Origin of the sequence: Sorangium sp. So ce1504 (assembly GCF_051521635.1) — a bacterium.
Lineage (GTDB): Bacteria > Myxococcota_A > Polyangia > Polyangiales > Polyangiaceae > Sorangium > Sorangium cellulosum_B.
This window is the reverse complement of sequence record NZ_CP150365.1, coordinates 4,215,696-4,241,828: the sequence shown is the minus strand read 5'-3', so window position 1 is coordinate 4,241,828 and position 26,133 is coordinate 4,215,696. Positions and strand designations below refer to the sequence as shown.

Genomic DNA, 26,133 nt, shown 5'->3' with positions numbered 1-26,133 from the left:
TCGCCCGGGAGCATTCCGGGGATGAGCGAGCCGTCGACCGTGACACCTCGGTTGGCAGAGCGCTTCCGGCTGCTGGACGTCGCGGGGTCCGGCGGGTCGGCCGAGGTCTGGAGGGCCGTCGATCAGGAGCGCGGCGGCGTGGTGGCGCTCAAGATCGAGCCGCGCGAGCGCGGAGCGTCCGCGGCGCAGCGCGCCTCCGTGCGGCGGGTGCTCGGCCGCGAGGCGCTGCACGCGGCGCTGGCGCTCTCGCCGCGGCTGCCGGAGCTCGTCGACGTCGGCTGGCTCGCGGCGCCGTCTGGCGTCGCGCGCGTCGCGCGCGTCGAGGGCGCCCCCGGCGAGGAGGGGCGCGCGTTCGTTGCGATGCGCTGGATCGAAGGGCGAGCCGTCGCCGACGCCCTGCGCGGGCTGCCCCCTGGCGAGCGCGCGGCGCTCGCGCTCGCCGCCGCGCGCGACGCGGGCGAGGCGCTCGCCGACCTGCATGGCATCGGCCTGGCGCACGGAGATCTCAAGCCGGAGAACCTGATCCTGACGCCGGAGGGGCGGATCGCGGTGATCGACCTGGGGCTCGCCTGCTCGATCCACGAGACGTCCGTGGACGGGGCGACGCTGCGGTACATCGCGCGCGGGGACGCGGAGCTCGGAGACGCGCGGGCGAGGGATCTGCTCGCGCTGGGGACGCTGCTCGCCGAGATCGCCTTCCCCGGCGTGGCGGACGCGGACGATCCGATCGGAGCGGCGCGGGCCGCGGCGGCCGCGGAGAGCGCGGCCGGGCCGACGCTCGACGCGATCTGGCGGGCGCTCCTCTCCCCCTCACCCGCGGCGCGCCCGTCGTCCGCGTGGGTCACCGAGTCGGCCCGCGCCGCGATCGCCGGCGCGCAGCGCGCGCGGCCCCCGTTCGCCTCGCCCCCGGGGCGCGCCGGCCGCGATGCGGGGGCGCCCGGCGCAGAGCGCGATCGAGAGGACCGCGACGCGCGCCGCGTGCGCGCCGCCTACCTGCGCCTGCGGCGACACGAGCTCGAGGCGGCGCTCGGGGTGCGCGACGATGTCGCCCCCTGGCTCGTGGACGCGTTCGCGGTGGTCGAGCGGGTGCGCGCGCTCTCCGGCGCGTCGCTCCGCGCGGGCGACGGCGCGGCGCGCGTGGGCCCGCCGCAGAGCGACGCGGCGTGGCTGGGGCGGCTCGGGCCGGACCGCGTCGCGCGGTGGCTCACCGCGCTCGCGGGGACGAGCGCGGCGGCGTGGCCGATGGGGCCGCTCGCGTCTGCGCCGGAGAGGGCGCTCGCGGACGCGCTCGTCGCGCTCGCGCGGCAGGTCCCGCCGCGCGCCTGGACGTTCGCGGACGTCGAGGCGGCCGTGCTGGGAACCCCGGGGAGCGGCGCGCGGCGGCGGGCGAGCGTGGCGCCGAAGGACCGCGGAGCGGCCGAGGGCGCCGCCGAAGCGCACGCCATCGACGCGGCGGAGGCGGCGGCGCTGGCGCTCGCGATCGCGCGTGTGCCGCCGGATCCGCTCGCGCTCGAGGCGATCGAGCAGCGCGACGACGCGCCGGCCAGCCTGGTCGTCGCGGCGGCCAACGCGCTCCGGCTGCACGGCGACGCCGGGCGCGCGCGGAGCCTGATGCTGCGCTCGTGCGTGCGAGGCGCAACGGAGGCCGCGGCGCTCGCGGCCGAGGTGCTGCGGCGCGCCGGCGATCGCGCCCTCGCGGAGGAGCGCGCGCGCGCCGCGATCGACGCCGGCGCGGACCCGGAGGGGCGCGCGCGCGCGGTGCTCGCGCGCGTCGCGATCGACGCGGGGGCGCTGGAGGCGGCCGACGCGCTCGCCGGGGAGGCGGTCACGGCGCCGCTCTGCGAGGTGCGCGCGTTGCTCGCCGTGCTGCGCGGCGACACCGCGCGGGCGCTGTCGGAGGTGGCGCGCGGCGAGGCGCTCGCGAGCTCCGTGGAGGAGCTGGCGCGGATGGCCGCCGTTCGCGGCTATGCGTGGCACGCGAGCGATCCGGAGCGCGCGCACGCGTCGTTCAGCGCCGCCGTCGACTACGCCGTCCGCGCCGGCGCGGTGGTCGAGGAGGCGACCTACCGGACCGGCGAGGCGGCGGCGGCGGTGGATCTCGGCGATCTCGACGGCGCAATCGCGACCTCGACCCGCGCGGCGCTGCTCTGGGAGCACCTCGGCCGGCCGGCGCAGGGCGCCCGGGCGCTGCTCGCCTGCGCCGCCGCCTACGCCACCGCGGGCCTGGTGCACGAGACCTGCCGGACCGCCGAGGACGCCATCGCACGGGCCCGCGACGCGGGCGACGCGAAGGCGGAGGCCTACGCGCTCTGGGCCATCGCCGACGTGGTCGCCGCGAGGGGCGACGGCGTCGTAAGCGCGGACGTCGGATCGCACGTCGACCCGCGCGCGGCGGCGGCGCGCGCGGCGGCGCTCGTCGCCGGAGGCTCCGCGGACGACACGCTCCGGGCGGCCGCGCGGCTCCTCCGCCACGGCGCGGGCGAGCTCGATGGAGCCCGCGTCGAGGAGCTCGATGAGCTCGCGAACGGCCCGGAGCCCGGGGCGGCCTCGCGGCTCGACTGGTGGGGTGCGCGCGCCGCGATCGCGCTCGCCACGGACGACGTCGGCGCCACGATCGCGCTCGCCGCGGACGACGTCAGCGCCGCGCTCGCCGCAGACGACGCGCCGCGCGGCCCGGCGGGCGCGTCGGCGTGGCGCGGCCGCAGCGACCGCGTCCTCCCAGCGATCGCCGCGCTCGCGGGCGCCCGCGCCCCGATCGCGGCGCGCGGCCCGGCGCTGGCCGCGGCGCACGCGCTGGCCGTCAGGGCCGGGCAGACGGACGTCGCGCACCGGGTGCTCGCGGCGCTCGCCGACGCCGCGCGCGAGCTCTGCGGGCGCACCGCGGGCGCAGGCTCGGCGGGCGCCTCCGCTGCCTCACCAGGGGCGTCGGCGCTCTCCGGCGCGGTCCGGTCGCTCCCGTGGGTGGTCCGCGCGCGGGCGATGCCGGAGAGCGGGCTTCGGCCCGAGCAGGCGCGCGATCTGGAGGCCCTCGTCGGCGCGCTCGGCGAGCGCGAGCGGCTCGCGCCGCTGCTCGACCGGGTCGTCGACGCGCTCGTGCTCTGGACGGGGGTCGAGCGGGGGCTCCTGCTTTTGCGCGCCCCGAACGGGCGCCTCGTCCCGCGGGCCGCGCGCAACCTGGCGCGCTCGCGCCTCGGCGCGGAGCAGCTCGCGCTGTCGGAGACGCTCGCGCGCCGCGCCCTGGAGGCGCGCGAGCCGGTGGTCGCGGTCGACGCGGCGGGGGAGCTGCCGAGCGTGCACCACAGCGTGCACGCGCTGAAGCTGCGGAGCGTGCTGGCCGTCCCGCTCGTGGCGCGCGGCGAGGCGCTCGGCGTCGTCTACCTCGACGACCGCGTGCGCCGCGGCGCGTTCGGCGCGCAGGAGCTGCGGTGGGCGCGCGCCATCGCGTCGGTCGCGGCGCTGGCGATCTCCGACGCGCGCGCGCAGGTCGAGCTGCGCCGCGCCGCGCGCCGCGCGGAGCGCGCCTCGTCGCGCCTCGCCGAGGAGCTCGCGCGGCGCGAGGCGGAGCTCGACGCCGCGGCGATCGAGCTCGCCAGGGCGCGCGGCGGCCGCGACACCCGCTACCGGTACGACGCCATCATCGGCGAGAGCGAGCCGCTGCGCGCGATGCTGCGCCTCGTCGATCGGGTGACCGCCTCCGAGGTGCCGGTGCTCGTATGCGGCGAGTCCGGCAGCGGCAAGGAGCTCGTGGCGCGGGCCATCCACCACAACGGCCCGCGCGCCGCGCACGCGTTCGTGAGCGAGAACTGCGGCGCGATCCCCGAAGGGCTCCTCGAGTCGGCGCTCTTCGGGCACGTGCGCGGCGCGTTCACGGGCGCGGATCGCCCGCGCGCCGGGCTCTTCGAGGTGGCCGATCGGGGCACGCTGTTCCTCGACGAGATCGGCGAGATGAGCCTCGCGATGCAGACGAAGCTGCTGCGGGTCATCGAGGACGGCCTCGTGAGGCCGATCGGCTCGGAGCGGACGCGCAAGGTCGACGTGCGCGTCATCGCCGCGACCCACCGGGATCTGGAGGCGCTCGTCCGGGCCCGCGCATTCCGGGAGGATCTGCTCTACAGGCTGAACATCATCACGATCCGGGTGCCGCCGCTGCGCGAGCGCGCGACGGACGTGCCGCTCATCGTCCAGCACTTCGTCGAGAAGCACAGCCGCGGCCCGGTCCGGGTCACGCGCGGGGCGATGGAGCGGCTCTCGGCCTGCGCGTGGCCGGGCAACGTGCGCCAGCTGGAGAACGAGATCCGGCGGGCGATCGTGCTCTGCGACGGGACCATCGATCGGGAGCACCTCTCACCGGAGATCGCGCACGGCGGCACCGCGACGCCCCGCGAGCTCGGCCTCAACGTCCGAGCGAGGATCGACGCGCTGGAGACGGAGCTCGTGCGCGACGCGCTCGAGCGCACGCGCGGGAACCAGACGCAGGCCGCCAAGCTGCTGGGCCTGTCCAGGTTCGGCCTTCAGAAGATGATCAAGCGGCTCTCCATCGAGGCGTGAGGAGGGCCCGAGCGGGTCACCTCGACTTCACGAGGGCGCCCGCGTCGCGCAGGACCGCGTCGATCCCGTCGTCGTTCGCCTCGTAGTAGCCGCGGATCACGCCCTGCTGGTCGACCAGCACGAGGCGCTCGCCATGGAAGATGCTGAAGAGGCCAGGGCTCGACTCCTTCTTGCCCATGGCGATCTTGAAGCCGTCGAGGACCGTCGATTCTATCTGATCGAGGGGGCCTGTCAGGAACGTCCAGCGCTCGAGCGGGAGCCGCTGCGACGCCGCGTAGGCCGCGAGCACCGCCGGGGTGTCGTTCTCCGGATCGACGGTGAATGTCACGAGATGGAGCGCGTCACCGAGATCGCGGCCTCGGCGCTCGATCTCGCTCATGCGCTGCGTGAGCTTGGGACAGACGGTCGGGCAGGTCGTGAAGATGAAGTCCGCGATCCACACGCGGCCCCGGAGCTGCTCCAGCCCGAACCGCGCGCCCCGCTGATCCGTGAGCTCGAAGGCGGGCAGAGGGATGCGGATCGCGGGCGTCTCCGCGGCCTGGCCGTGGAGCGCGCGCCCGGCGATCCCGATGGTGACGAGCACCACGAGCCCGACCAGCGCGAGGAGCGCGGCCCAGAACACCGGCGTGCCCACGAGCCCGCCGCGCCGGGGCCTCCCCACGTCGCCGCGGTCGGACGGAAATGATTGGCCGGTCGGCTCCGCAGGCGGCAGAGCGCCGCTCGCGTGGCGCGTGGGCTCCGTTGAGACCATCCGGTGACGCTTAAGGGCCTGTCGCCAGCGAGTCAAGGCGACGAGGCGCCGCTCAGGCGCCGATCATCAGCGCAGCGAAGAGGAGCACCAGGTAAACCATGGAGGCGAAGAAGACCTGACGCGCCCAGCGAGCGCCGGTGCCCGCGCGGAGACCGTAGACGCCGAGCCCGAAGAACGCGCCGCCGAGGAAGACCGCGGCGCCGAGGTAAACAGGGCCCGCCACGCCGAACGGCACGAACAGCACCGAGGACAGCGCGAGCAGCGCGAGGTAGCCGACGATGTGGCGCCGTGTCGTGAGATCGCCCTTCTCGAGCGGCAGCACCTTGAGCCCCGCGCGCTGGTACTCGTCCTGACGGAAGAGCGATATCGCGAGGAAATGCGGGATCTGCCAGAGGAACATGACAGCGAAGAGCAGGAAGCCGGGCGCGTCGATCTGCCCTGTGACGCTCGTCCACCCGAGCAGCGGCGGGATGGCGCCGGGGATCGCGCCGATCGGCAGCGACAGCGTCGTCCTGCGCTTGAGCGGGGTATAGACGAGGACGTAGCTGAGCAGCGCCGCCGCGGCGAGCACGCCCGTGGTCGCGTTCACCCCGATGAGCAGCACCGGAATCGAGGCGGCCGAGAGCGCGATCCCGAACCAGAGCGCCAGCTCCGGCGAAAGCCGCCGCGCCGGCAAGGGACGGCTCCGCGTCCGCTCCATCAGCAGATCGGTGTCGCGCTCGATGTACATGTTGAGCGCGTTGGCGCCGGACACGACGAGCACCGTCCCCAGCAACGCCAGCGCAAGCTGCGCCGGCGGCACCGCCGCGCGCTCGATCGCGGCCTCTCCCGCCAGTCCGGCGCGGAGATAACGGCTCGCGACCCACATGCCGCCGAGCATCGTCGCGACCACCATCCTCGTGATGCGCGGCTTGGTGAGGCTCACGAGATCGGCCGCTCCCTTGAGCAGCGGGCGCGCGCTCGTGGGGACCGCACAGCCGCCGCCCTCGGACGGCTCGGCCTGGCGAACGTAAGGGACCGGGGCGCGCTCGGCGGCCTGCTCGACGCTCATGGTCACGCGCGCACCTCGCTGCTGTGCCCGGCGCCCGCGCCGCGCGCTCGCGCGACATCCCCGAGGATCCCTGGTCTCGGGACAGCTGCACTGAAAAACGACGTCATCACCGGAGCGCGGGAGGCGGGAGAAAACAGCATCGGGGCCGGGAGACTAGCGCGCACAACACGGCTCGGGGAGTCGAGTTCGTCAGTTGTCGCCCGCCTCCCTTTAGGGCACGAGTCACCTTGCGGCAACCGTCGTGGCGTGCTCATCCGTTCTTTGCGCGTCGAGCGAGCCTGGAAAGGTCGCTCCACCGCGCAGCTCGCCGCCAGCCGGGCGGTCCGGGGCGGGTCGACGCCTGCTGCAGGCGCTGCCATGGATCTCACCAAAGACCCTTGAGCTCGTCCTTGTTTTCCGCCGGCTCAGGCTCGGTGCCGGCGTACGTGAACGCGACCTGGGCGGGCTTGTCGTCCGCGACCGTGACGTCGGCCGTCTTCAGGCCATGGTGGGGGTGCCACGCCTCGAGCTTGTACTTGCCGGCAGGGACCTTCTCGATCGTGAACGAGCCGTCATCGCCGCTCACGGCGAAGAACGGGTGATCCGTCACCACGACAAAGCCGCGCATCCACGGGTGGACGTCGCAGGTGAGCTTGATGATGCCGTCCTTCCACGCCTTCGTGAGCGGCGCGGCGCCCCCCGGCTGCGCCTGGTTGAACAGCGTCTCAGAGCCCTTGTAGGTGTGCACGTTGTGCAGCGTCCGGTCGCTGTTCTTGATGTCGACCTGCTGCTCGGAGACCACGCCCTGGATGCGCGGCACATACATGCAGTCCTGCTGGTCGACCACCGCGTGCGCGTCGGGCGCCTTCCAGCTGCCCGGCACGCCTCCGACCGCGATGCGGACGAAGGTGTCCTTGAGCTTGCCATCGTTGACGACAACAGCGTTGTACAGGACATCTTTGTCCTGGCAGACCGGGGCGTCCTTGCGCGCGGTGGGGACCTTCATCTCGACCGGCTTGCCGGTGAACCTGACGACCCCCTTGATGATCCCCTTGCCCGCGGGGGCAGCCGGGGCGGCCTCCTGCGCCGTGGCCTTCGGCGCTTCAGACCCCTGCGGGGCCGCGGCGGGCTTCTCGACCGAGGCCACCGGGGGCGTCGCCGTGGTGGCGGTCGCGGCCGTGCCGCCGCTGGGCCTCGAGGGCTCCTCGGGGCACCCTGCGAGCGCCAGCGCGGTGAGCGCGAGAGCAGAGAGCGAGGCGAGATCGCGACGATGCATGAGGACTCTCCCGCGCCCGCGGCGCGCCACGCGAGCCTGGTTCGCGCCCCTCCGAGCCTGATCTGGCCTTTTTAAGGAGGGACCGTCTGGACCGGGCGGCGGCTCCCCCCGCGTCCTTCTGGCGAGCAGCGGGTGGCATGCCGCGCGCTGTTCTTCCGCACAGCGAGGGCGTGCTTAACGAGTGTCGTCGCTCGCGTCAACCTGACGCGCCGCCGGTGATGTCCGGTTTCCCGGCGCCCGGGAGCGAGCTCGAGGTGCGCTCGCGCTCGTTCGCGAGCATGGCCGCCCAGAAGCCGCGCTCGTCGCGGGCCACGAGCGCGATGCAGAGGGCGGCGATCACCAGCGACAGCGCGCCGAGCGGCACCTCCGGGGCGCTGCCCGCGACGAGCAGCAACGCGAGCGCGCCGCCCAGCGCCGGCAGCCGCGGCGGGGCGACGATCGCGAGCGCGACGACCACCACCGAGAGGGCGGCGACGAAGAGCTGCATCGAGAGCGGCACGACCGGAGCGGGGCGGGTGAGCAGCCGGTCGAGCGCGCGGCGGAAGAGCGCCTCGACGATGGATGCGTCGTCGGCGGCGCCCGCGAGCGCCGCCCGCGTGGCGAACAGCGCCGACGCGAGCGCCACCAGCGAGAGCGGGCTCACGAGGCGCGGCCGCGGCGGCTCGGCGTCACGCGGCCGCGCCTCGCGGCCCGCGCCGAGCGCGACCGTCGCCGCGAGGACGGCCAGCGCATCGAGCGCGAACGCGGCGGTCGCGACAGAGCTCGTCGCGCCGGCGAGCGCCTTCGAGCCGCGGTCGTTCGCCCAGACGGCAAGGAGGACGCCGGCGAGCCGCACGAGCGCGGAGGCGCCGACGAGCCCGAGCGCGGCCGCGACCGGCCGCACGAACGGGACGCGGAGCGCCTCCCACGCGCTGCCGAGCGCGAGGATCGCGGCGCTCACGCCGATGAGCGCGGCGGATAGATCGGGCACGCGCTGCACGGTCGCGTGCAGCACGACCAGGATGACGAAGCTGCCCGCGACGATCGCGCCGATCCGTAGCGCGTACGGGACGCGGCTCCGCACGACCGCGCTGATCAGCGCCATCGCGACCACGATGGCGCCGATCGCGAAGAGCTGCGAGGCGCCGGCGCCGGCGAGCTCGATCGTGTGGACAGCGCGCTCGATGCCCACCGCCAGGCCGACCATCGCCGGCGCGACCATGCGGCCGAGGATCATCGCGAGCAGGGCGAGGACGGCGAGCGGCCGGATGAGCGCGAGCACAGGCAGGCCGGCGAGCGGAGGCCGCCCGGCGGCGGAGGACCGGCGCTCTGCGGGCGGAGGCTCGCCGCCCTCCTCGCGACGGGGCGAGGCAGCGGTGTCCGGCGCGGCGGAGGGAGGAGGGCCTTTGGGTGGGAGATCGATGGTGAGGAGCATGAAGAACAGCGCCCGTCGCTCAGCCCTTGTCCCAGGCGCGGGGGGCTTCGAGATCCGTGAAGACCGCGGCGGTCGCCGAGGCGTCGATCAGGTCCTGCATCCGCTGGCCGCCGGCCTCCTCGACGATGCGATCGTCGTACTCGTCCGCGAGCACGGACAGATCCCGGAGGGCGACCAGGATCTCGTCGGCGTCGAGCGTCTCGCCGCCGAGGAGCGTGTGGACGATGACCACACACGAGCCCTGCGCGACGTAACCGAAGGCGCCGAAGCGGATGCGCGCGTTCAGGCGGAGCAGCTTCATCGCGAGGTCCGGCGTCATCTCGACGCCGCGGGCGAGCTGCGCGACGAGCCGCACGAGCGCGCGATCGGGCGCCCAGGGAAGGACATGAAGGTAGACGTACGCGGTCCCCTGGCGAACGACGTAGAACTGCGGCTCGACTCGGGTGAACGCCGGGGAATCCGCGAGCGCCGCCTCGATGCGCGCGTTGGTCACTCGAACGGCCTCGTCGGAATCCTTCGGCATGACGCGGAGAATACATCGCCGCGGTCCCGGTGCAGAGCCGGGACCTAACGCCTGAGCGGAAGCAGCGGACCTGGCGGCGCAGGCGCCCCCTCGTCGCCCGGGACGGGGCGCGGCCCCTTGCGCACAGGCGCCGGCTCGATCGGGGCGGCGCCGGAGGGCGCCTTCAGCAGGAACGGGCGGGCATTGCGGGTCGAGCACGCGTCGTACGGATCCCGGTGGAACTCCCAGTGAAGGTACACGTTGCCGTCCGGCGAGACGATCGCGTCCGGCGCCTTGCCGAACGGCGACGCGCGGTGCACCGAGTTCAGCGCGACGATGTCGAAGGCCGTCATCCCGCTCGGCCTCGTGACCCCGAGACGCACGACGCTGCCGCTGTCCTTGTTCAGGACGATCTCCACGTGCGTGACCCGGTTCTGGTTGAACGCGTGCCCGGAGGGCAAGCTCTCGAGCGACGCCAGGAACTCCTCCGCGAAGATCGGGTGGAGCCGGTTGTGGATCATGTTGATGTACGTCGCGAACGGCACCCGCGCGGCGTTGAGCGAGGTCTGGTTGCCGGGCTTGACCGAGGGATCGTAGTTCTCGATCGCGGCACGCCATTTCTTCCACTTGTCCGTCGTCTCCCACGAGCCCCGGTGCGCGCTCCTGCGGGAGGCGCCGTCCGAGGCCCGCTCCGCCCTGAGCTTCTCGTTGCCGACGGCCGCCTGCACGCCGGCCATGTCCAGGTTGAGGTTGGCCCCGCCGGGGAGCCCCGGCGCGCCGAGGCCGATCGAGCCGACGCGGACCGGGCTCTGGTAGGGCTGCGGCGTCGCCTTCTTGCCGGCCACGCGGCTCTTGCCGTCGCCGCCCGGGTTCGCCGGATTGAGGGTATAGCCGCCGCGCGCGCCGTCGATCACCTCGGGCGACGCCGGGCCGGAGCCGCCCGCGGCGCCCTTCTCCGGCGGCGGAAGCGCGGGAGAGGCCTGCGCGACGCGAGCGCCGCCGCTCGCGCCCGGCACGCTCGGGGGGGACGCCGCCCGGGAGGCCTGCGCTGCCTGCGCCGGCGACGCCGGGCTGTGGTGCTCCGCGCTCTCGCTCTCGGGGTTCCCCTCGCCGGGCGCGTGCTGCTCGTTGCCGGCGCGCTCCTCGCTGTGGCCGCTGTGATCGTGGTCGCTGTCGCCGACCCTGTCCGTCGGCGCCTTCGGCCCCGACGGCGTCCCGGGCGTCGGCTCGGGATCGTCCTGATCCTTCGAGCGGATCTGCGCCATGGTCTCCTCGTCGACCTTGTTGGCGTCGTCCGCGATCCGGTTCGCCTCGGGGTTGTCCTGCTGGTCCTTCTGGACATGCTGGCGGACGGCGATCCGTTGATCCGCCGGCGGCAGCGGCGGCGGCGGCGCCGGCTGGACCGGTACGATCTTGGCCACCTCTTCCTTGGGCGGCTCAGGCTTTGGCGGCGCGGGCGGAGGCGCCTTCGCCTGGCGCGGTGGCTCAGCCTTCGGCGGCTTCCGCGGCGGGATCGTCGCCGCCTTGGTCGGCTCGGGCTTCGGCTGCTGCGGATCGGGCGTCGCGTCCTTGTCCGGCTCGCTGTCCGACGGTCGCTCGGGCGGCGCGAGCGGGGCGGGGGGCGGCGTGAGCGCCGCGCCGTCGGTCAGGATCTCGAACGTCGTGTCGCCCGGCCGGAGGCCATCCCTCACCGCGTGGACCATCTGGCGGAGCTGGGCGCGATCCTCGATGACCTGCGCCACCTCGACGGCGCCGCCGCCGCCCGCCATGTGCGCCACGATCGCCGCGCAGATCCACAGGGCGAGCGGGATGTGGGCGTCACGCGACACGGCGCTCAACGCCTCCGCGCTGCAGAGGCCGCACCGCGCGACATGGCGCAGGCGTAACAGCAGCGAAAGACGGTCACCGGTGGCACCTCCAGACTCCGCGTGAACGACCTGCTCGAACAGTGCGCCGATGCGCCAAACGTACCCCGGAAGCGGTTCGAACCTAGCATCCAGGGATCAGCGCAGCAACGGTCGGCTCGCGCGCAGCCGCATCGTCCGCGCCGCGCGTGCGACGCGGTCCGCGGGAAGCAGCCCAGGGCGGGCGCGCCGGTGCCCCGGCCGCGCCCGCCCTCGGCGAGGCGCCCTGCGCCGTCGCGCCGGCGCCACGATCAGAGCTTGATGATCGCGTCCCAGTGATCCGCGATCTCCTGCGCCGTCCAGACGCCGCCCTCGTCCTTGAACTTCCCGGGGCTCTGGACGACCTTGTAAATGTACATCTGCGCACCGGCGACGGCGAGGACGTTGCCGGTCTTGTCGGCGCACAGGTCGGACGCGAGGAACAGCGCCGCAGGCGCCACGTGCGCCGGCGTCAGCGTGTCACCCGCCGATTGGAACATGGGCAGATCCTCCGTCAACCGGGTCTTGGCGATGGGCGCGATCGCGTTGACGGTGATCCGTTGCTTCTGCAGCTCGATCGCGGCGGTGCGGGTGATGCCGTAGATGCCGGCCTTGGCAGCCGCGTAGTTGGCCTGCCCGAAGTTGCCGAGCATCCCGGAGACGCTCGTTGTGTTGACGATCCGCCCTCCCCCGCCCTGCGCGACCATCTGCTTCGCAGCGGCCTGCGTGCAAAGGAACGTCCCCTTCAGGTGAACGGCGATGACGGCGTCCCACATGCCCTCATCCATCTTGAGGAGCGTCTTGTCGCGGACGATTCCCGCGTTGTTCACCAGGATGTCGACCCGGCCGAACGCATCGACAGCGGTCTTCACGATCTTCGCCGCGCCCTCGGGGGTCGCCACGCTGTCGAAGCTCGGCGCGGCCTGCCCGCCCGCGGCCTTGATCTCCTCCGCGACCTGCGCCGCCATCGCGTCGCTCGAGCCCGATCCGTCGCGCGTCCCGCCGAGGTCGTTGACGACGACCTTCGCGCCCTCCCGGGCGAACAGCAGCGCTTCCTCGCGGCCGATCCCGCCGCCGGCTCCCGTGATGATCGCGACCTTTCCGTCGAGCAAGCCCATCGCAGATTCCTCCTGATCCGCGCGCCGGCGCGGTGCGCCGTGCCGTTTTCGCGCGGAGCTTCGCACGGCGGGCCTCGGCCCGGGCACACATTCGTGCGCGCAGGCGCGCGCAACGCAATCGAGCGAGGGCCGAGCGAGGGCCGAGCGAGCGCCGAGCGACGGTGCGCGCGAGCGAGCCCGTCCGGCCAGGGCGACGGCCGCTCGCCCGAGCGCCCGCGCCGCTTCTTTGGCCGATCGAGCGCGGCAGTGATAACGCCGCCTTCGATGCAACTGCCCAGCCGCCTTTCCACGTCGACCCTGGGAGACCTGCTCGGCGCGCTGCACCGCGAGAAGACCACCGGGCTCCTGGAGCTCTGCGAGCTCCGGACGCCGAGCGGCTCGACGGTGCCGGGCCGCCAGCACCGGATCCAGCTCTTCTCCGGCCTCGTCACGGCCGTCGAGACGCCGCTCCGGGTGCCCCGCCTCGGCGAGATCCTCGCGAAGGAGGGCTCCGCGCCCGAGCCGTCGATCCAGCGGCTCGCCGCGCTCGTCGCCGCGCACCGGGGGCGCCGGACCGGCGAGGTGCTCGTGGCGGCGGGGCTCATCCCGGCGACCGCGGTCGACCGCGCGCTCCGGATCCAGCTCCGCGCGCGCCTCGAGGCGCTCTTCAGCATCGAGGAGGCGACCATCTGCTTCCACACGGCGAGGCCCCTCGCCGGGTCGCTGCGGCAGACCGGCCCGCTCCCGCCGAGCGATTTCCTCCACGGCCGCCCGCGCGCGCGGGATCGGCAGCGGCGCGCCGGCTCGTCGGCGCGCGCCGCGCACAGCGGGCCGGCGGGCGCGCCGCCGCGCGCCGCTCGGGCGGACGAGCCGCGCCGCCGGGCGCTCGATGTGATGGGCCTGCGCGAGGGCGCGACCGAGGCCGAGATCCGCCGCGCATTCCGCCGCCTGGCCGCGTCCCTGCACCCCGACCGCGCCGCGCACGCCGGCGACGGCGCCCAGCGCACCGCGCGGTTCGCCGAGCTCTCGGCCGCCTACCACCTGCTCGTCGCCTGACCGCCTACGCCCGGCCCACGAGGCGCTCGATCAGGAACGACGCCACGGTGATCGGCTTGGTGCCCGGGCCGAAGCCAGCGTCGAAGCCGAGCTCGACGGCCAGGTTGTGATCGATGCGCGGGCCGCCGAGCAGCAGGATCACCTTGTCCCGGAAGCCCTGGCGCGTCGCCAGGTCGACGAGCGCCGCCGCGTTCTCCTTGTGGCAGTTCCGCTGGGTGATCACCTGCGAGACCAGGATCGCGTCCGCGCCGAGCGCCTTGGCCTTCTCGCAGAGCTCGGCGTTCTCGACCTGCGCGCCGAGGTTGTGGGCGTCGAAGCACTTGAAGCTCTCGAGCCCCTTCTCGCCAGCAAACCCCTTGTAGTTCAGGATGGCGTCGATGCCCACCGTGTGCGCGTCGCTGCCCGTGCAGGCCCCGACGACCACGATCTTCCGGCCGAGCTTCTTCGCCTGCGCCTCGATGTCGTCCCGCGTGAGCGGCTGGGCGGCGAGCTCCTGGACCTCGATGTCCGAGAGGTCGACCCCGTGCTGGGAGTGCCCGTAAACGACGAAATACGTGTGCTCCCGGCTGGCCTGCTCCATCGCCGTGACCAGCGGCTCGCGCAGGCCGTGCGACTCGGCAAAGCGCTTCGCCGCCTCGCGCGCGCGGTCGCCCGGCAGGACGCGGAGCGTGAACGACATCTGGACCATCCCGTCCCCCTCTCGGTCGCCATACGCACGCAGGATGTTTCGCAGTGTCATGCTCACCTCTGTCTACAGCCAGGGGGCCGAAAGAGCCCATCCATCGTTGACAGTATCGCCATGCGGCGCCGCGCGGCCAGCGCGATCGAGGGGGCGAGAGCGCGCTTCTTCCATGCTTCCATGCTTCCACGCTTCCACGCTTCAGCCATGCTTCGGCGCACAGAAGATGCCAAGTCAGGAAGAATGTCTTCCGGCGCGCTGACGCTCCGGCCCTCTCGGAGGTTGTCCTGGGAATCCCGTCCTTCGCGGCGCGCCCGAAGCTCGAAGGCCCTCGACCGGGACAGCGCAGCAGGCCGGGGCTACGACCGCTCCAGGACCTCGAGGATCGGGTTCAGGTACTCCGGGTGGCGCGCGACGACCCCCGAGTACCCCTTCCCCCCGGTGCGCGTGCGCTTGACGTCGCCGAACGCGCCGCGCCCGATGGCGTCCCAGACGGTCTCCTGCTCGACCTCCCGCAGCAGCTCGTGCGCCTTGTCGAGGACCTCGCGGGCGCGCCGCTCGACGATGCCGCCTGGCTTCCACTGGATCTCGTCGCCGAGGTGCCGCGCCGCGGTGAAGATGTAGCGGGCGCTCTTCAGCGAGAGATACCGGTCCATGAGGAGCGGTGTGTGGACCGCCTCGCTGAACATCCCGAGCAGCTCGATCGACTGGCCGGTCGTGATCCCGACCAGGTTGAACATCGCGTCGTGGACGTGGCTGTGGAAGATGTCGCCTGTCTTGAACTTGGTGGGCGGCATCCACTTGATCGGGTGCCGGTCGAAGATCTGCCGGACGAGCTGGGCCTGGGCGAGCTCGAAGAGGAGGCTGTCCTCGAGCCAGGGGTCGATCTCGAAGGCGTGGCCGAGGCCCATCTGCTCCTCGCGGAGGCCCGCGCGCCGCGCGAACGCCTCGTTGATGAACTGCGACGCGAGCACCGTATGGGCCTTCTCGACCGCGTCGGCGGTCGTGAGGTAGTTGTCCTCTCCCGTGTTGATGACGATGCCGCTCCTCGCGATGATCCTGCGGGAGAAATACTGATCGATGAACGTCCGCTGCATGTTGATGTCGCGGAACAGGATCCCGTACATCGCGTCGTTGAGCAGCATGTCGAGCCGCTCCACCGCCGCCATCCAGGCGATCTCGCTCATGCAGAGGCCGGACGAGTAGTTCGTCTGCGCGAGGTAGGTGCCGGTGTCGCGGGTCGCCTCGTCGGTGGCGCGGCGGATGATCCTGAAGTTCTCCTGGGTCGCGTACGTGCCGCCGTATCCCTCGGTGGTCGGCCCCTCCGGGACGTAGTCGAGGAGCGACTGGGCGGTCGCGCGGATCACGGCGACGATGTCGGCGCCGGCGAACCCGGCGGCCTTGGCCTGCACGGCGTCGTCGTAGATGTTGCCCGTCGCGACGATGACGTACTTGAGCGGCGCGACGCCGACCCGGTGCGCCGCCTTGTTGGCCTCGCGCTCGTCGCGGGCCCCGTCGATCCGGGCGATCGCCTCCCGCGTCGCGGCCTCGAGCGCGCCGCGCGCCTCGGCCGCGGAGGGCCCCGCGCCGAGGTCGGCCGCCTCGCTGAACGCCAGCATCTCCGCGGCCTCCTGCACGGAGCCGGCGCCCTCGTAGAGCGCCCGGCCGAGGTGGTACGCGACGCCGCGGCCGGCTTGCCCCGCCCTGTGGATGCGATCGACGAGCGCGTTCACGAGCGGCGTCCCCTCGGCGTCGGCGCCGACCACGCCGTAGGCGCGGGCGACGGTGCGCTCGACGCCGACCGTTGTGTGGCGGTCGATGAAGCGCTGCACCTCGTCGGCGATGTCGGCGGCAAACGCGCGGCACGCCTCCACCTTTTCCTGCTCCACGGGGACAGTCGTCATGGATTTCTCCGGGGCAAACGGTCTTAGCGCACTCTCACCGCGGCCGGTACTCCGGCGCAGGAACCATGGCGGAGCATGGAACAGCCGGCCTCGCGGGACTCAGCGGCGGCCGATGACGGCGCGGCGCGGTGTGCGATGACGGCGCTCGGCGGCGACGCCGGCGGCGGGCGGCCCCACGCGTGCGCGGCGCGGCGGGCGGCGCTAGACGACGGGGGTCATGGGCAAGCTCATCCTGCTCTTCACGGCGCTCCCGATCCTGGAGCTCTGGCTCCTCCTGTCGATCGGCGACGTCATCGGCTTCTGGCCTACCGTGGCGATCGCGCTCGGGACGGCGGTCCTCGGCGCAGCGCTCGCGAAGCGCGAGGGGCTCAAGGTGCTCGCCTCGTGGCGCGGCGCGATGGCCGCGGGGCGCGTCCCGGACGAGGGGCTCACGGGAGGGCTCTTCGTGCTCCTCGGGGCGGCCCTGCTCGTCACGCCGGGGGTGCTGACCGACGTGGCAGGGCTCCTGCTCCTGCTCCCGCCGGTGCGCCGCCGCATCGCGGCGGCGGTGCGGGAGCGGTTCGAGCGGCGGGTGGCCGCGGCGAGCGCCGCCGGCATCGGTGTTGGCGGCCCCGGCGACGGCGCGTTCTTCAGCATGAGGGTCATCGACCTGAGCGGCGGACCGTTCGGCGAGCGCGCCGAGGGGCGCGCTCGCGCGTCCCGCGGGCAACCGGCGTCATGGCAGGTCATCGACGTCGATGCGGAGGTGACCGAGGGCGCCGACGACGATGAGGCCGGCGGGCCAGCGCGGGCGACGCGACGGCTGCCCGGCTGACACCTCGATGTCATCGATGCCCCGGCGAACGCATGCGCGCTCGCGCTGCCCGGAGCACCAGCGACTCTCACCCACGACACCCGAACACCGGCGTCAGGAGCTCGGCGAGACACGCGAGCGACGACGCAGGACAACGATTCACGTCCGAGCTGCACGACTGAAACGACAAAGAAACAGAGCGCATTGTAGGCTCATCAACGTCGTCGGCGCAGCCCGACATCCCAGGAGAAACGACATGAAGATCTGAACCTGTCCAACATGACGCAACAACGCACAACGACACCAACGCAGCAACCTCTATGAAAGATCCAACTCGAACCTCGATCCCATCGACCCGGCCGCGCCGCCCCGGCAGCAGCGCGAAGAACGATCCTGGCACGACGTCCAGCCCTGAACAGCGCCGACGCGCTCGCCTGAACGCCCGGCGGGCGGTGCTCCAGCGGCCCCGCCGCACGCGCTCGCGGAGGGTGCCCAGATGAGGCTCATCAAGTCGATGGCCGGCTGGCTCCTCGGGTACGTCGATCCACGGGAGCCGCTCGGCAGCTCGCTCATCAACGCTCTTTCCCGGCTCCCCATCCACCTCGCCGCGGACGCCGTATGCCTCCGGAGGAACGCGGACTCTGGCGCCCTCGAGGTGCTCCTGACACAGCGCGGAGCGTCGGCGGCAGGCCCTGGAGAGTGGTGCTGCCCTGGCAGCGTCCTCTCGCCGGGCGAGCAGCCCGAGCACGTCTTCCACCGGGTCGGGATGACGATCTCCGACTTCACGTTCGTCGGCGACTACTTCTCGGCCGCCGCGCGCGGCTGGATGCTCTCCCGGGTCCATCAGGCGAAGCTCGCCGAGGTCCCGGCGACGGGCACCTGGTGGCCAGTCGAGCAGCTGCCGAACAACCTGGTACCCAAGCACCGGGAGCTGGTCATCCCGATGGCGGTCAAGGCCTTCCACGCCCAGCGCGCGAAGCGCTCGCAGAAGGTCGCCAGCGCGCCGCTCACGTGAGGACCCGCGCGGGGGCCCAGCGCCGCCGCGGCGCAGTCGACGGGCGCCCCGCTCAAGGCACATCTCGCACGCTCGCTTTGAGAGGCGCCTGCGGGATCAAAGGAGATGTGCGATCATTCCCCCTTCAGGGTACGGCCATCTCCAGAGCCAGCAGCTCGATGGAGCGCTGCGGTCGTCCGTCTATGCTGCTCCGGGCGAGCGCGGCGCGTGACTGGCGCCTGACTCTTCAAGGACAGAGCATGTAGCGCCCGGACACACCAGGAAAGGAAGCGTGGGGGGGCCGCGCCGTCGGTCCGCGCGCGCCCTGCACGGCCGGCCGCTATGGTTCGCGCGCCGCTTGCGTTACGCTGCGTGGTACGGCTGTGGATCCCCGCGGCGGCGCTCTCCGCGGGTGATTCCGCACGGACATGGAAGACATGACGGTCGACAAGACAGCTCTCATCGTGGGAGGAACGGGCCTCGTCGGCGGCCACTGCCTGCGCCTCCTCGTGCAACAGCCAGCGTACACGAAGGTCGTCGCCCTGCTCCGCCGCCCGGCCCCGATCGAGGATGCGCGGCTCTCGCAGCGCATCGTCGACTTCGACCGGCTCGAAGGCGCGGACTTCGCCGGCGTGAGCGACGTGTTCTGTGCGCTCGGGACGACGATCGCCAAGGCCGGCTCCGAAGAGGCCTTCTACGAGATCGATTATCGCTACCCCATCACCGTCGCCAGGCTCGCCGAGAAGGCCGGGGTGAAGCAGTTCGTCCTGGTCTCCTCCGTGGGCGCCGATCCGCGCTCGACCAGCTTCTACCTGCGCGTGAAGGGCGAGCTCGAGCAGGAGCTCTCGGCGGCGAGCTTCGCGGCGGTCCACGTCCTCAGGCCGAGCCTGCTCCTCGGCGAGCGGGGCGAGGTCAGGAAGGGCGAGGCCATCGGCGTCGCGGCGGCGCAGACGCTCCGGTTCACGATGAAGGGCGGCCTGCGCAGGTACCGGCCCATCGACGCGAGGACCGTCGCCGGCGCGATGGTCGCCGCCGCGCTCGACGGGCGCAGCGGTCGCCACGTCTATCACTTCGACGACATGGAAGCGCTCGCCAAGGGCATCGGCGTCGTCCAGGCCTGATCACCGCCATGGCGCCGCCACCCACCGGGCGACGCAAGCGCGCGAAAATGCTAGGGCTCTCGGCAGGCACGGCGCTCGCTCGATGACGCCGCCATGGTCCTCGCTGAACGCCCCTCGCCGATCGTGACCGAGCGCCTCGCCCCCTCCCCGCTGCGCCCGCCGGAGAGCCCGCCGCCGTCGCTCGACGCCGTGCTCGCGGAGCGGTTCGGCATCGCCGCGTTCCGGCCGTGGCAGCGCGAGGCGATCGAGGCCCTGCTCGGGGGCGCGGGGCGCGTCCTCGTGGTCGCCCCGACCGGCGGCGGCAAGTCGCTCTGTTACCAGCTCCCGGCCGTCGCCCTGCCCGGCACGGCGCTCGTCCTGAGCCCGCTCATCTCCCTGATGGAAGATCAGGTCCGCGCCCTCGAGGCGCGCGGCATCCCGGCGACGTTCATCGCGTCCAGCCTCGCGCGCGAGGAGAACGGCCGCCGCCTCGCCGCCCTCCGCCGCGGCGAGTACAAGCTCGTCTACGCCGCGCCCGAGCGCCTCGCCCTCGACGGGTTCCTCGAGGCGCTCGCCGCGTGCCGCCTCTCGCTCGTCGCCGTCGACGAGGCGCACTGCATCGTCCAGTGGGGGCACGACTTCCGGCCCGACTACCTGCGCATCGGCGCCGCGCTCGCGCGGCTCCGGCCGCCCCGGGTCCTCGCCTGCACCGCGACGGCGACCCCCGACGCGCGCGACGAGATCATCCGCCGGCTCGGCTGGCCGCTGCCCGCGCCCGAAGGCGCGGGCGACGGCGGCGGCGATGCGGTGAGCGGGCGCGGCCCCGAGGAGCCGCCGCCCAAGGTGATCCTGCGCGGCTTCGCCCGGCCCAACCTCCACCTGCAGGTCTCCGCGGTCGACGGCCCGCGCGAGGCCGGGCGCCGCACGGCGCGCGCGCTGCTGGAGGCCCTCGGCGATCCCGGCCGGCCCCGCGGGGCGGGCATCGTCTACGCGGCCACCCGCAAGGGAGCCGAGCGCCTCGCCGAGGCGCTCCGCGACGCCGGCTGGAACGCGGAAGCGTACCACGCCGGGCTCGCCCCCGAGTCCCGCGCGCGCATCTCGGCGGGCTTCGCCGATCGCAGCCTCTCCGTGGTCGTGGCCACGAACGCCTTCGGCATGGGGATCGATCGCCCCGACGTCCGCCTCGTGGTGCACGCCCAGCCGCCGTCGTCGATCGAGGCGTACTACCAGGAGGTCGGCCGCGCCGGGCGGGACGGCGCCCCGGCCCGCGGCCTCCTCTTGTTCGCGCCCGCGGACATCGCGCTGCGCCGCCGGCTCTGCCAGCTCGGCGAGGGGGGCGTCGAGGCGAGCGCCGACGACGCCGCGCGCGCCTGGGGGCTGTTCCGCGAGCTGCTCCGCTACGTCGACGCCGCGACGTGCCGGCACGACTTCATCCTCCGCTACTTCGGCGACGAGGCAGAGTCGCTCGGCGGCTGCGGCCACTGCGACGTCTGCCTGGAGGTCGACGCCCTCGAGGCGAGCGACCCGGCCGCGCTCGCCCGCGACAACGACCTCGTGCGCCGCGCGCTCGCCGGCGTCGCGCGGGTGAAGGGCGGCGCCGGGATGCAGGCGGTCGCGTCGATGCTGATCGGCGAGTCGAACGAGCGCGTCCGACGCATGGGGCTCGACCGGCTCTCGACGTTCGGCGTCCTCGAGAGGAAGAGCCACGACGAGGCGATGTCGATCCTTCGCGCGCTGCTCGCCAACGCGTGGATCGATCTCACGACCGGCGAGTTCCCCGTCCCCCTCATCACGCCGGCGGGCTGGCGCGTGATGCGCGGAGACGTGCCCGCGCGGGTGCGGCTCCCGGTCCCCGCCGCGCGCCGGCGGCCGCGCCGCGCGGCGCCGGGCCCGTCCGCCGCGCGCTCGCCGGCGGCCGCGCCCTCCCCGCGGGCGCGCACGCAGCCGGCCCCGCAGGCGCTCTCGTCCGCCGCGACCCACGACGACGCGGCGCGCCCTGCGCCGGGCGCCCCCCTCCCCGCCTCGCGCGCGCAAGCGGAGCTCGGCGTCGAGCTAGAGGAGCGCGACGTGCCGCTGTTCGAGGCGCTCCGGGCCCACAGGGCCGCGCTCGCGAAGGAGAAGTCGCTGCCCGCCTACGTCATCGCGCACGACCGGACGCTCCGGGAGATCGCGCGGATCCGGCCCGCGTCGCTCGACGACCTCGCGCTCGCACGCGGCATGGGGCAGGCGAAGATCTCGAGCTACGGGGAGGGCATCCTCCGCGTCGTCCGGGAGTTCTCGGGCCCCTGATCGGCCCGGGACCTCAGGCGAGACCCGTGACGCGGAGCTCCGCGATGAGCTGGCCATCCAGGCTGACGAAGGTCGTCAGGCGCCCCTCGACGTTGATGAACACGTCGAGCATCAGGCCCGCGCCGAGATCCAGGACATGGAGGTCACCCTTGAGGACAACCGTCGGGGCCTCGCCTCCCCTCGGCGGCCGTCTGGGTTCCCTCTCCATGGCCTTCTTCGAGTTCATGCCCGCCTCCGCCCGGCCCATCCGCGCCCAGGACCGCCGCCGCACGCCGCGCGGTCGACCCGGACGCGACCACACGCGCGAGGCAGCCCGCCCGCCGGCCACCACGTCAAGCGCGTTCCATGCCGTGCTCGCACGGCTGGAGTGATCCTTCCCTTCACGCAGCCCCCTTTCTCGCCCGCTCCTCACCCGGCCGGCGATGCCTTCATTTCATGGGATCGGCTTCACAGGAAGGTGCGAAGTTCAGCGAGGATCGGACTTTTGTTCCCGGCTTCCCATCCTCCCGATCGAGGCGGGCAACCCCGGTCGAGCTGGGCAGCCACGATCCCTCACCTCTCCCTCGCCCAGGACGAGAGCGACGCTGCCGCGCGCACCGAGACCCGGCCCGAGGCGAGCACCGGCCCCAGCGCTGGCTGCTCCACGAGCAGCGCCTCGACCCGCAGCAGCGCCGGCAGGTAGACGACCTCCCGCGCGAGGCCGCCGCCCCGGTGGACACGCGCCGCGATGCGCAGGGCGTCCCCCGTGGAGCGCGCGCCGCGCGCCTCGAGGAGCCGCGCGGTCTCGACGAAGCCCGCGCCGCGCTCGACGCTCCGCGCGGCGAGGTGGCGCAGCCCGAGCTCGATCCGGCGGGCGCCGACCAGGTACCCCGCGGCGCGCTCTCGCGCGAGCGCCCAGCCCTCCTGATCGTCGCCCCCGTTCGCGGTCCCGATCGCGAAGATCCCGAGCGGGCGCGCCGCGGCGCGCACGCTGGGCGCCGCGTGCCCCTCGATCTCGTGGAGCACCGTGCGCTCGACGTCGTCGCGCGTGAGCATGCGCCCCCGCGCGACCTGGATCACCCCGTCGCCCGTCGCGGCGAGCGGCGCGATGTCGGCGATCACGACCCGGAGGGGCAGGCGCCACTCCCCGATCTCGCGGCGCATCCGCGACACGAGCGACCGGGGCGAGCGCGCGTCATCGCTCCGCACCCGCTCCTCGTCGCTCGACGCGGCGCCCGCCTCCTGCTCGACCCAGGCCGCGGCGAGCGCGTCCGCCTGCTCGTCGAACGCGTCGCGCGCGGCGTAGCGGCGGCGCGCGGCGGCCCAGCACCCGGCCCCGCCCGCGGCCTCGCAGATGGCGGCCTCCGCGGCGAGCTCGCTCGCGCGGCCGGCGTAGACCGCGCCGAGCTCGCCCTGCCCGACGAGGCGCTCGGCCGCCGCCTCCATCGCCTTCCGGAGATCGCTGTGGTCCTGCGCGGGCGCGTAGGCGAACCGCGGGAGCTCCCCGCCGCTCCGAGCCCAGGAGGCGGCGAGCCGCGCGAGCTCCTCGACGAGGTTCACCGGCGTGCTCGACCCGACGACGCGGATCCGCCGCGCCGCGGCGCCGAGGAGCCGATCCGCGTCCGGCACCCACGCCGGAGGCGCCGGCCGCTCGGCCGATCTAGCTCGAGGACGCCGCGCCACGGCCCGCCGCTCCTTCCAAAGACGCCCCCGCCCCGTGTGCCCCTGCTCCGTGAGAGCGCCGCGCGCCCGGTGCCACCCGCCTCAGAGCAGGTTCGCAGCGAGCTCCGCGAGCTCGCTGCGCTCGCCCTTGGCGAGCACCACGTGACCCGCGATGCGCTCGCGCCTGAACCGCTCCGCCACCACGAGCAGGCCGTTCGACGCGTGGTCCACGTACGGGTTGTCGATCTGCTGAGGGTCGCCGGTCAGCACGATCTTGGTCCCCTCGCCGCACCGCGTGATGATCGTCTTCACCTCGTGCGGGGTGAGGTTCTGGGCCTCGTCCACGATGAGGTACTGGTGCGGCAGGCTGCGCCCCCGGATGTAGGTCAGCGGCTCGACCTGGATCTGCCCGCTCTCCAGGAGCTCCACGAAGCCGCGCGCGTCGCGCCCCGGCCTCGTGCCGCCGCTCGAGAACAGGAACTCGAGGTTGTCGAAGATCGGCTGCATCCACGGGTTCAGCTTCTCGTCCACGTCGCCCGGAAGGAAGCCCAGATCGCGCCCGAGCGGCATGATCGGCCGGCTCACGAGCAGGCGGCTGTAGGCGTTGTCCTCGGTCGTCCGCTTGAGCGCCGCCGCGAGCGCGAGGAGCGTCTTGCCCGTCCCGGCCTTGCCGATCAGCGTGATCAGCCGGACCGAATCGTCGAGCAGGAGGTCCAGCGCGAACGCCTGCTCCTTGTTGCGCGGCCGGACCCCCATCACCCCCTCCCGCCCGACGCGGAGCGCGACGATCTGCCCGCGCGCCGCGTCGAACCGGCCGAGCGCCGTGTGGCTCGGCGCCCCCGCGTCGCGGAGCAGCACCGCAGAATTCGGCAACAAATCCGCGAGGTTGGCGCCGGCGAGAAAGCCGTTCTGGAAGAACGCGTCGACCTCGGCGCCGGGCACCTCGAGCTCCACCACCGACTGCTCGATGGCCGGGTCGTGCACCCGCTGGTTCTCGTACGTCTCCGCCGGGATCCCGAGCGCGTCGGCGCGGATCCGGAGGTTCGTGTCCATCGTCACGAAGATGGTCGGCCGATCCTTGTGCCGATCGCGGATGTCGATCGCCGTCTGAAGGATGGCGTTGTCCTGCGATCCGGACTCCAGCCCCACGAGCAGCTCCGGCCGCCGCTCCGGGATCGCGATCCGCAGCGTTCCGCCGCTCTCGAGCAGCACCCCGGTCGCGAGCGTCCCGGCGCCGCGGACCTCGTCGAGCAGCCGGGCGATCGTCCTCGCGTTGCGCCCGCGCTCGGAGCCCTCCCGCTTGAACTGATCGATCTCCTCGATCGCGTAGATCGGGATGATGACGTCGTTGTCCTCGAACCTGAAGATCGCGTGCGGATCGTGGAGGAGGACGTTCGCGTCGAGAACGTAATTCTTCTTCATGGGGGAGCGGGACGACGTAGCCGCCTGAAGCGACGGGCGCAAGAGAGCTGTTGTGCCGCCCGCGCCTGGTTGTCGTCACGCGCGCGGTCACGCGTTGACCCATGCATCGGCGCGGGCCTCGCCCGGACATCTGGAGAATACCGATCTTCGACTCGGCCGGATCTGGAACATCGCCCACAGTCGTCGCGCCGTCGCCGTCGTCCCCGTCGACTCCCAGCCGGCCCGTCGTCGTCAGAGATCGATCCGGTAGTCCTTGATCTTGTAGAGCAGCGCCCGGTGGCTGATCTCCAGCACCTCGGCCGCCTTGGTCCGGTTGCCCTTCGTCTTCTGGAGCGCGCGGCGGATGAGGATCTCCTCGATGACGCGGGACGTCTTCTTGATCGACAGCTCGCCGCTCGTCAGCTGCATCTGGATCGGATCGCGCGCCTCGCGGATCCGCTCGGGCAGGTCGGCCTCGCCGATGCGCTCGCCCTCGCAGAGCACCATGGCGCGCTCGACGGTGTTCTCCAGCTCCCGCACGTTGCCCGGCCAGCGGTACTCCAGGAGCAGCCGCCTCGCCTCGGGCTCGAAGCCGCGGATGTTGATGCCGAACCGCGCGTTGTTCCTCGCGAGGAAGTGATCCATGAGGATCGGGATGTCCTCCCGCCGCTCGCGGAGCGGAGGGATCGCGATCGGGAGCACGTTGATCCGGTAGAAGAGGTCCTCGCGGAACCGGCCGGCCTGCGTCTCGGCCATCAGGTCGCGGTGGGTCGCCGCGAGGATGCGGACGTCGACCTTGATGTCCTTGCTGTCCCCCAGCCGGCGGAGCGTCTCCTCCTGGAGCACCCGGAGCAGCTTCACCTGCAGCGGGAGCGGCAGCTCGCCGATCTCGTCGAGCAGCAGCGTGCCATGGTTCGCCTGCTCGAACAGCCCCGCCCTGTCGTTCACCGCGTCGGTGAACGCGCCCCGCTTGTACCCGAAGAGCTCGCTCTCCAGCAGGTTCTCCGGGATGGCGCCGCAGTTGACCGCGACGAACGGACCGCCGCGGCGGCTCGACCGCCGGTGGATCGCCCGGGCCACGAGCTCCTTGCCGACGCCGCTCTCGCCCGTGATGAGCGCCGTGGTCTTGTAGTCGGCGACCTTCGCGATCGTCTTGAAGATCACCTGCATCGGCGGGCTCTTCGCGAGGATCTCCTCGAAGAGGTTCTCCCGCCGGATCTCCTGGCGCAGCACGCGGTTCTCGCGGCGGAGCGCCTCCCGCTCCTCGGCCTTGCGGAGCGTGAGCAGCACCTCCTCGGCCTTGAACGGCTTCTGGAGGTAATCGTAGGCGCCCGCCTTCATCGCCTCGATCGCCAGGTCGACGTTGCCGTAGGCGCTCATCACGATGACCGTGGCCTCGTTGCCCTTGGCCTTCAGCGTCGCCAGCAGATCGAGCCCGCCCATCCTGGGCATCCGCACGTCGGTCAGGATGACGTCGGGCCCGAACGTCTCGACCATCGCGAGCGCCTCCTCGCCGCTCGAGACCGCCTCGACTTCGTAGCCATCCCGCTTGAGGAAGGTGCGCACCACGAGGCGCAGGTTTTCTTCGTCGTCAACGACTAGGACACGGCGCATACACCCTGAAAACTTTTCCTACACCGGCGCGCACCACTCCGCAACGAGTTGCGTCTTTGCCCCTGCCGCAGCCTGTCATCCGCGGTGTTTGGGAGTCGGGCGCAGCGCGCGCGGGCTCCTGGCGGGCGAGCTCTGCGAACGTCGCCGCGCACCACGCGAAC

General features: G+C 73.2%; 19 protein-coding genes. 6 read left to right on the top strand and 13 right to left on the bottom strand.

Features of this window, described 5'->3' with window-relative positions:
* Positions 1-21 precede the first annotated feature (21 nt).
* The gene (locus WMF39_RS16100; protein WP_437746382.1) at positions 22-4,548 is read left to right on the top strand and encodes a sigma 54-interacting transcriptional regulator; all 4,527 of its coding nucleotides are present in this window, start codon (positions 22-24) and stop codon (positions 4,546-4,548) included.
* A gap of 16 nt (positions 4,549-4,564) precedes the next feature.
* Here WMF39_RS16100 and WMF39_RS16095 read toward each other — a convergent pair whose 3' ends face one another.
* From WMF39_RS16095 to WMF39_RS16065, 7 genes are all read right to left on the bottom strand, one after another.
* Entirely contained in the window at positions 4,565-5,299 is a 735-nt protein-coding gene (locus tag WMF39_RS16095; RefSeq protein ID WP_437746381.1) for an SCO family protein, read from the bottom strand.
* A 52-nt stretch (positions 5,300-5,351) separates the two neighbouring features.
* The gene (gene cyoE, locus WMF39_RS16090; protein WP_437747985.1) at positions 5,352-6,350 is read right to left on the bottom strand and encodes a heme o synthase; all 999 of its coding nucleotides are present in this window, start codon (positions 6,348-6,350) and stop codon (positions 5,352-5,354) included.
* A gap of 364 nt (positions 6,351-6,714) precedes the next feature.
* On the bottom strand, positions 6,715-7,605 hold the full coding sequence (locus tag WMF39_RS16085; protein WP_437746380.1) for a carboxypeptidase regulatory-like domain-containing protein: 891 nt from the start codon (positions 7,603-7,605) through the stop codon (positions 6,715-6,717).
* A 196-nt stretch (positions 7,606-7,801) separates the two neighbouring features.
* The gene (locus WMF39_RS16080) at positions 7,802-9,019 is read right to left on the bottom strand and encodes a hypothetical protein (RefSeq protein ID WP_437746379.1); all 1,218 of its coding nucleotides are present in this window, start codon (positions 9,017-9,019) and stop codon (positions 7,802-7,804) included.
* A 19-nt stretch (positions 9,020-9,038) separates the two neighbouring features.
* On the bottom strand, positions 9,039-9,542 hold the full coding sequence (locus tag WMF39_RS16075) for a T3SS (YopN, CesT) and YbjN peptide-binding chaperone 1 (protein WP_012235526.1): 504 nt from the start codon (positions 9,540-9,542) through the stop codon (positions 9,039-9,041).
* Positions 9,543-9,586: 44 nt separating this feature from the next.
* Positions 9,587-11,350 carry a hypothetical protein gene (locus tag WMF39_RS16070; RefSeq protein WP_437746378.1) on the bottom strand — a complete coding sequence of 588 codons (1,764 nt, stop codon included), beginning with the start codon at positions 11,348-11,350 and terminating at the stop codon, positions 9,587-9,589.
* 326 nt (positions 11,351-11,676) lie between these two features.
* A complete protein-coding gene (locus tag WMF39_RS16065) occupies positions 11,677-12,522 on the bottom strand; it encodes an SDR family NAD(P)-dependent oxidoreductase (RefSeq protein ID WP_437746377.1) in 846 nt (281 codons plus the stop codon).
* Between the two features lie 264 nt (positions 12,523-12,786).
* Between WMF39_RS16065 and WMF39_RS16060 the strand changes: the two genes are divergently transcribed.
* The gene (locus WMF39_RS16060) at positions 12,787-13,557 is read left to right on the top strand and encodes a J domain-containing protein (RefSeq protein WP_437746376.1); all 771 of its coding nucleotides are present in this window, start codon (positions 12,787-12,789) and stop codon (positions 13,555-13,557) included.
* A 4-nt stretch (positions 13,558-13,561) separates the two neighbouring features.
* Here the strand turns inward: WMF39_RS16060 and WMF39_RS16055 are convergent, their stop codons facing one another.
* Entirely contained in the window at positions 13,562-14,296 is a 735-nt protein-coding gene (locus WMF39_RS16055; RefSeq protein ID WP_437746375.1) for an OAM dimerization domain-containing protein, read from the bottom strand.
* 299 nt (positions 14,297-14,595) lie between these two features.
* A complete protein-coding gene (locus WMF39_RS16050) occupies positions 14,596-16,140 on the bottom strand; it encodes a lysine 5,6-aminomutase subunit alpha (RefSeq protein WP_437746374.1) in 1,545 nt (514 codons plus the stop codon).
* A 217-nt stretch (positions 16,141-16,357) separates the two neighbouring features.
* Between WMF39_RS16050 and WMF39_RS16045 the strand changes: the two genes are divergently transcribed.
* The 4 genes from WMF39_RS16045 (at position 16,358) to WMF39_RS16030 (ending at position 21,316) form a co-directional block, all read left to right on the top strand.
* Entirely contained in the window at positions 16,358-16,954 is a 597-nt protein-coding gene (locus WMF39_RS16045; RefSeq protein WP_437746373.1) for an FxsA family protein, read from the top strand.
* Positions 16,955-17,429: 475 nt separating this feature from the next.
* Complete coding sequence (locus tag WMF39_RS16040) at positions 17,430-17,948, top strand: NUDIX hydrolase (RefSeq protein ID WP_437746372.1); 519 nt, start codon at positions 17,430-17,432, stop codon at positions 17,946-17,948.
* 407 nt (positions 17,949-18,355) lie between these two features.
* Positions 18,356-19,048 carry an oxidoreductase gene (locus WMF39_RS16035; protein WP_437299912.1) on the top strand — a complete coding sequence of 231 codons (693 nt, stop codon included), beginning with the start codon at positions 18,356-18,358 and terminating at the stop codon, positions 19,046-19,048.
* 93 nt (positions 19,049-19,141) lie between these two features.
* On the top strand, positions 19,142-21,316 hold the full coding sequence (locus tag WMF39_RS16030) for a RecQ family ATP-dependent DNA helicase (protein ID WP_437746371.1): 2,175 nt from the start codon (positions 19,142-19,144) through the stop codon (positions 21,314-21,316).
* Between the two features lie 13 nt (positions 21,317-21,329).
* Here the strand turns inward: WMF39_RS16030 and WMF39_RS16025 are convergent, their stop codons facing one another.
* The 4 genes from WMF39_RS16025 to WMF39_RS16010 form a co-directional block, all read right to left on the bottom strand.
* Positions 21,330-21,542, bottom strand: coding sequence for a hypothetical protein (locus WMF39_RS16025; protein ID WP_437746370.1), 213 nt, complete (start codon positions 21,540-21,542; stop codon positions 21,330-21,332).
* 326 nt (positions 21,543-21,868) lie between these two features.
* On the bottom strand, positions 21,869-22,978 hold the full coding sequence (locus WMF39_RS16020; RefSeq protein WP_437746369.1) for a tyrosine/phenylalanine carboxypeptidase domain-containing protein: 1,110 nt from the start codon (positions 22,976-22,978) through the stop codon (positions 21,869-21,871).
* Between the two features lie 81 nt (positions 22,979-23,059).
* Entirely contained in the window at positions 23,060-24,379 is a 1,320-nt protein-coding gene (locus WMF39_RS16015; protein WP_437746368.1) for a PhoH family protein, read from the bottom strand.
* A 231-nt stretch (positions 24,380-24,610) separates the two neighbouring features.
* The gene (locus tag WMF39_RS16010) at positions 24,611-25,972 is read right to left on the bottom strand and encodes a sigma-54-dependent transcriptional regulator (protein ID WP_437746367.1); all 1,362 of its coding nucleotides are present in this window, start codon (positions 25,970-25,972) and stop codon (positions 24,611-24,613) included.
* Positions 25,973-26,133: the final 161 nt, after the last annotated feature.

Bases quoted from the DNA above. Each gene is read 5' to 3' on its own strand.
- WMF39_RS16040 (WP_437746372.1), top strand. From the start codon at position 17,430: ATGAGGCTCATCAAGTCGATGGCCGGCTGGCTCCTCGGGTACGTCGAT.
- WMF39_RS16100 (WP_437746382.1), top strand. From the start codon at position 22: ATGAGCGAGCCGTCGACCGTGACACCTCGGTTGGCAGAGCGCTTCCGG.
- WMF39_RS16060 (WP_437746376.1), top strand. From the start codon at position 12,787: ATGCAACTGCCCAGCCGCCTTTCCACGTCGACCCTGGGAGACCTGCTC.
- WMF39_RS16010 (WP_437746367.1), bottom strand. From the start codon at position 25,972: ATGCGCCGTGTCCTAGTCGTTGACGACGAAGAAAACCTGCGCCTCGTG.
- WMF39_RS16065 (WP_437746377.1), bottom strand. From the start codon at position 12,522: ATGGGCTTGCTCGACGGAAAGGTCGCGATCATCACGGGAGCCGGCGGC.
- WMF39_RS16035 (WP_437299912.1), top strand. From the start codon at position 18,356: ATGGAAGACATGACGGTCGACAAGACAGCTCTCATCGTGGGAGGAACG.
- WMF39_RS16050 (WP_437746374.1), bottom strand. From the start codon at position 16,140: ATGACGACTGTCCCCGTGGAGCAGGAAAAGGTGGAGGCGTGCCGCGCG.
- WMF39_RS16075 (WP_012235526.1), bottom strand. From the start codon at position 9,542: ATGCCGAAGGATTCCGACGAGGCCGTTCGAGTGACCAACGCGCGCATC.
- cyoE (WP_437747985.1), bottom strand. From the start codon at position 6,350: ATGAGCGTCGAGCAGGCCGCCGAGCGCGCCCCGGTCCCTTACGTTCGC.
- WMF39_RS16045 (WP_437746373.1), top strand. From the start codon at position 16,358: ATGGGCAAGCTCATCCTGCTCTTCACGGCGCTCCCGATCCTGGAGCTC.
- WMF39_RS16015 (WP_437746368.1), bottom strand. From the start codon at position 24,379: ATGAAGAAGAATTACGTTCTCGACGCGAACGTCCTCCTCCACGATCCG.
- WMF39_RS16025 (WP_437746370.1), bottom strand. From the start codon at position 21,542: ATGAACTCGAAGAAGGCCATGGAGAGGGAACCCAGACGGCCGCCGAGG.
- WMF39_RS16085 (WP_437746380.1), bottom strand. From the start codon at position 7,605: ATGCATCGTCGCGATCTCGCCTCGCTCTCTGCTCTCGCGCTCACCGCG.
- WMF39_RS16095 (WP_437746381.1), bottom strand. From the start codon at position 5,299: ATGGTCTCAACGGAGCCCACGCGCCACGCGAGCGGCGCTCTGCCGCCT.
- WMF39_RS16030 (WP_437746371.1), top strand. From the start codon at position 19,142: ATGGTCCTCGCTGAACGCCCCTCGCCGATCGTGACCGAGCGCCTCGCC.
- WMF39_RS16080 (WP_437746379.1), bottom strand. From the start codon at position 9,019: ATGCTCCTCACCATCGATCTCCCACCCAAAGGCCCTCCTCCCTCCGCC.
- WMF39_RS16055 (WP_437746375.1), bottom strand. From the start codon at position 14,296: ATGACACTGCGAAACATCCTGCGTGCGTATGGCGACCGAGAGGGGGAC.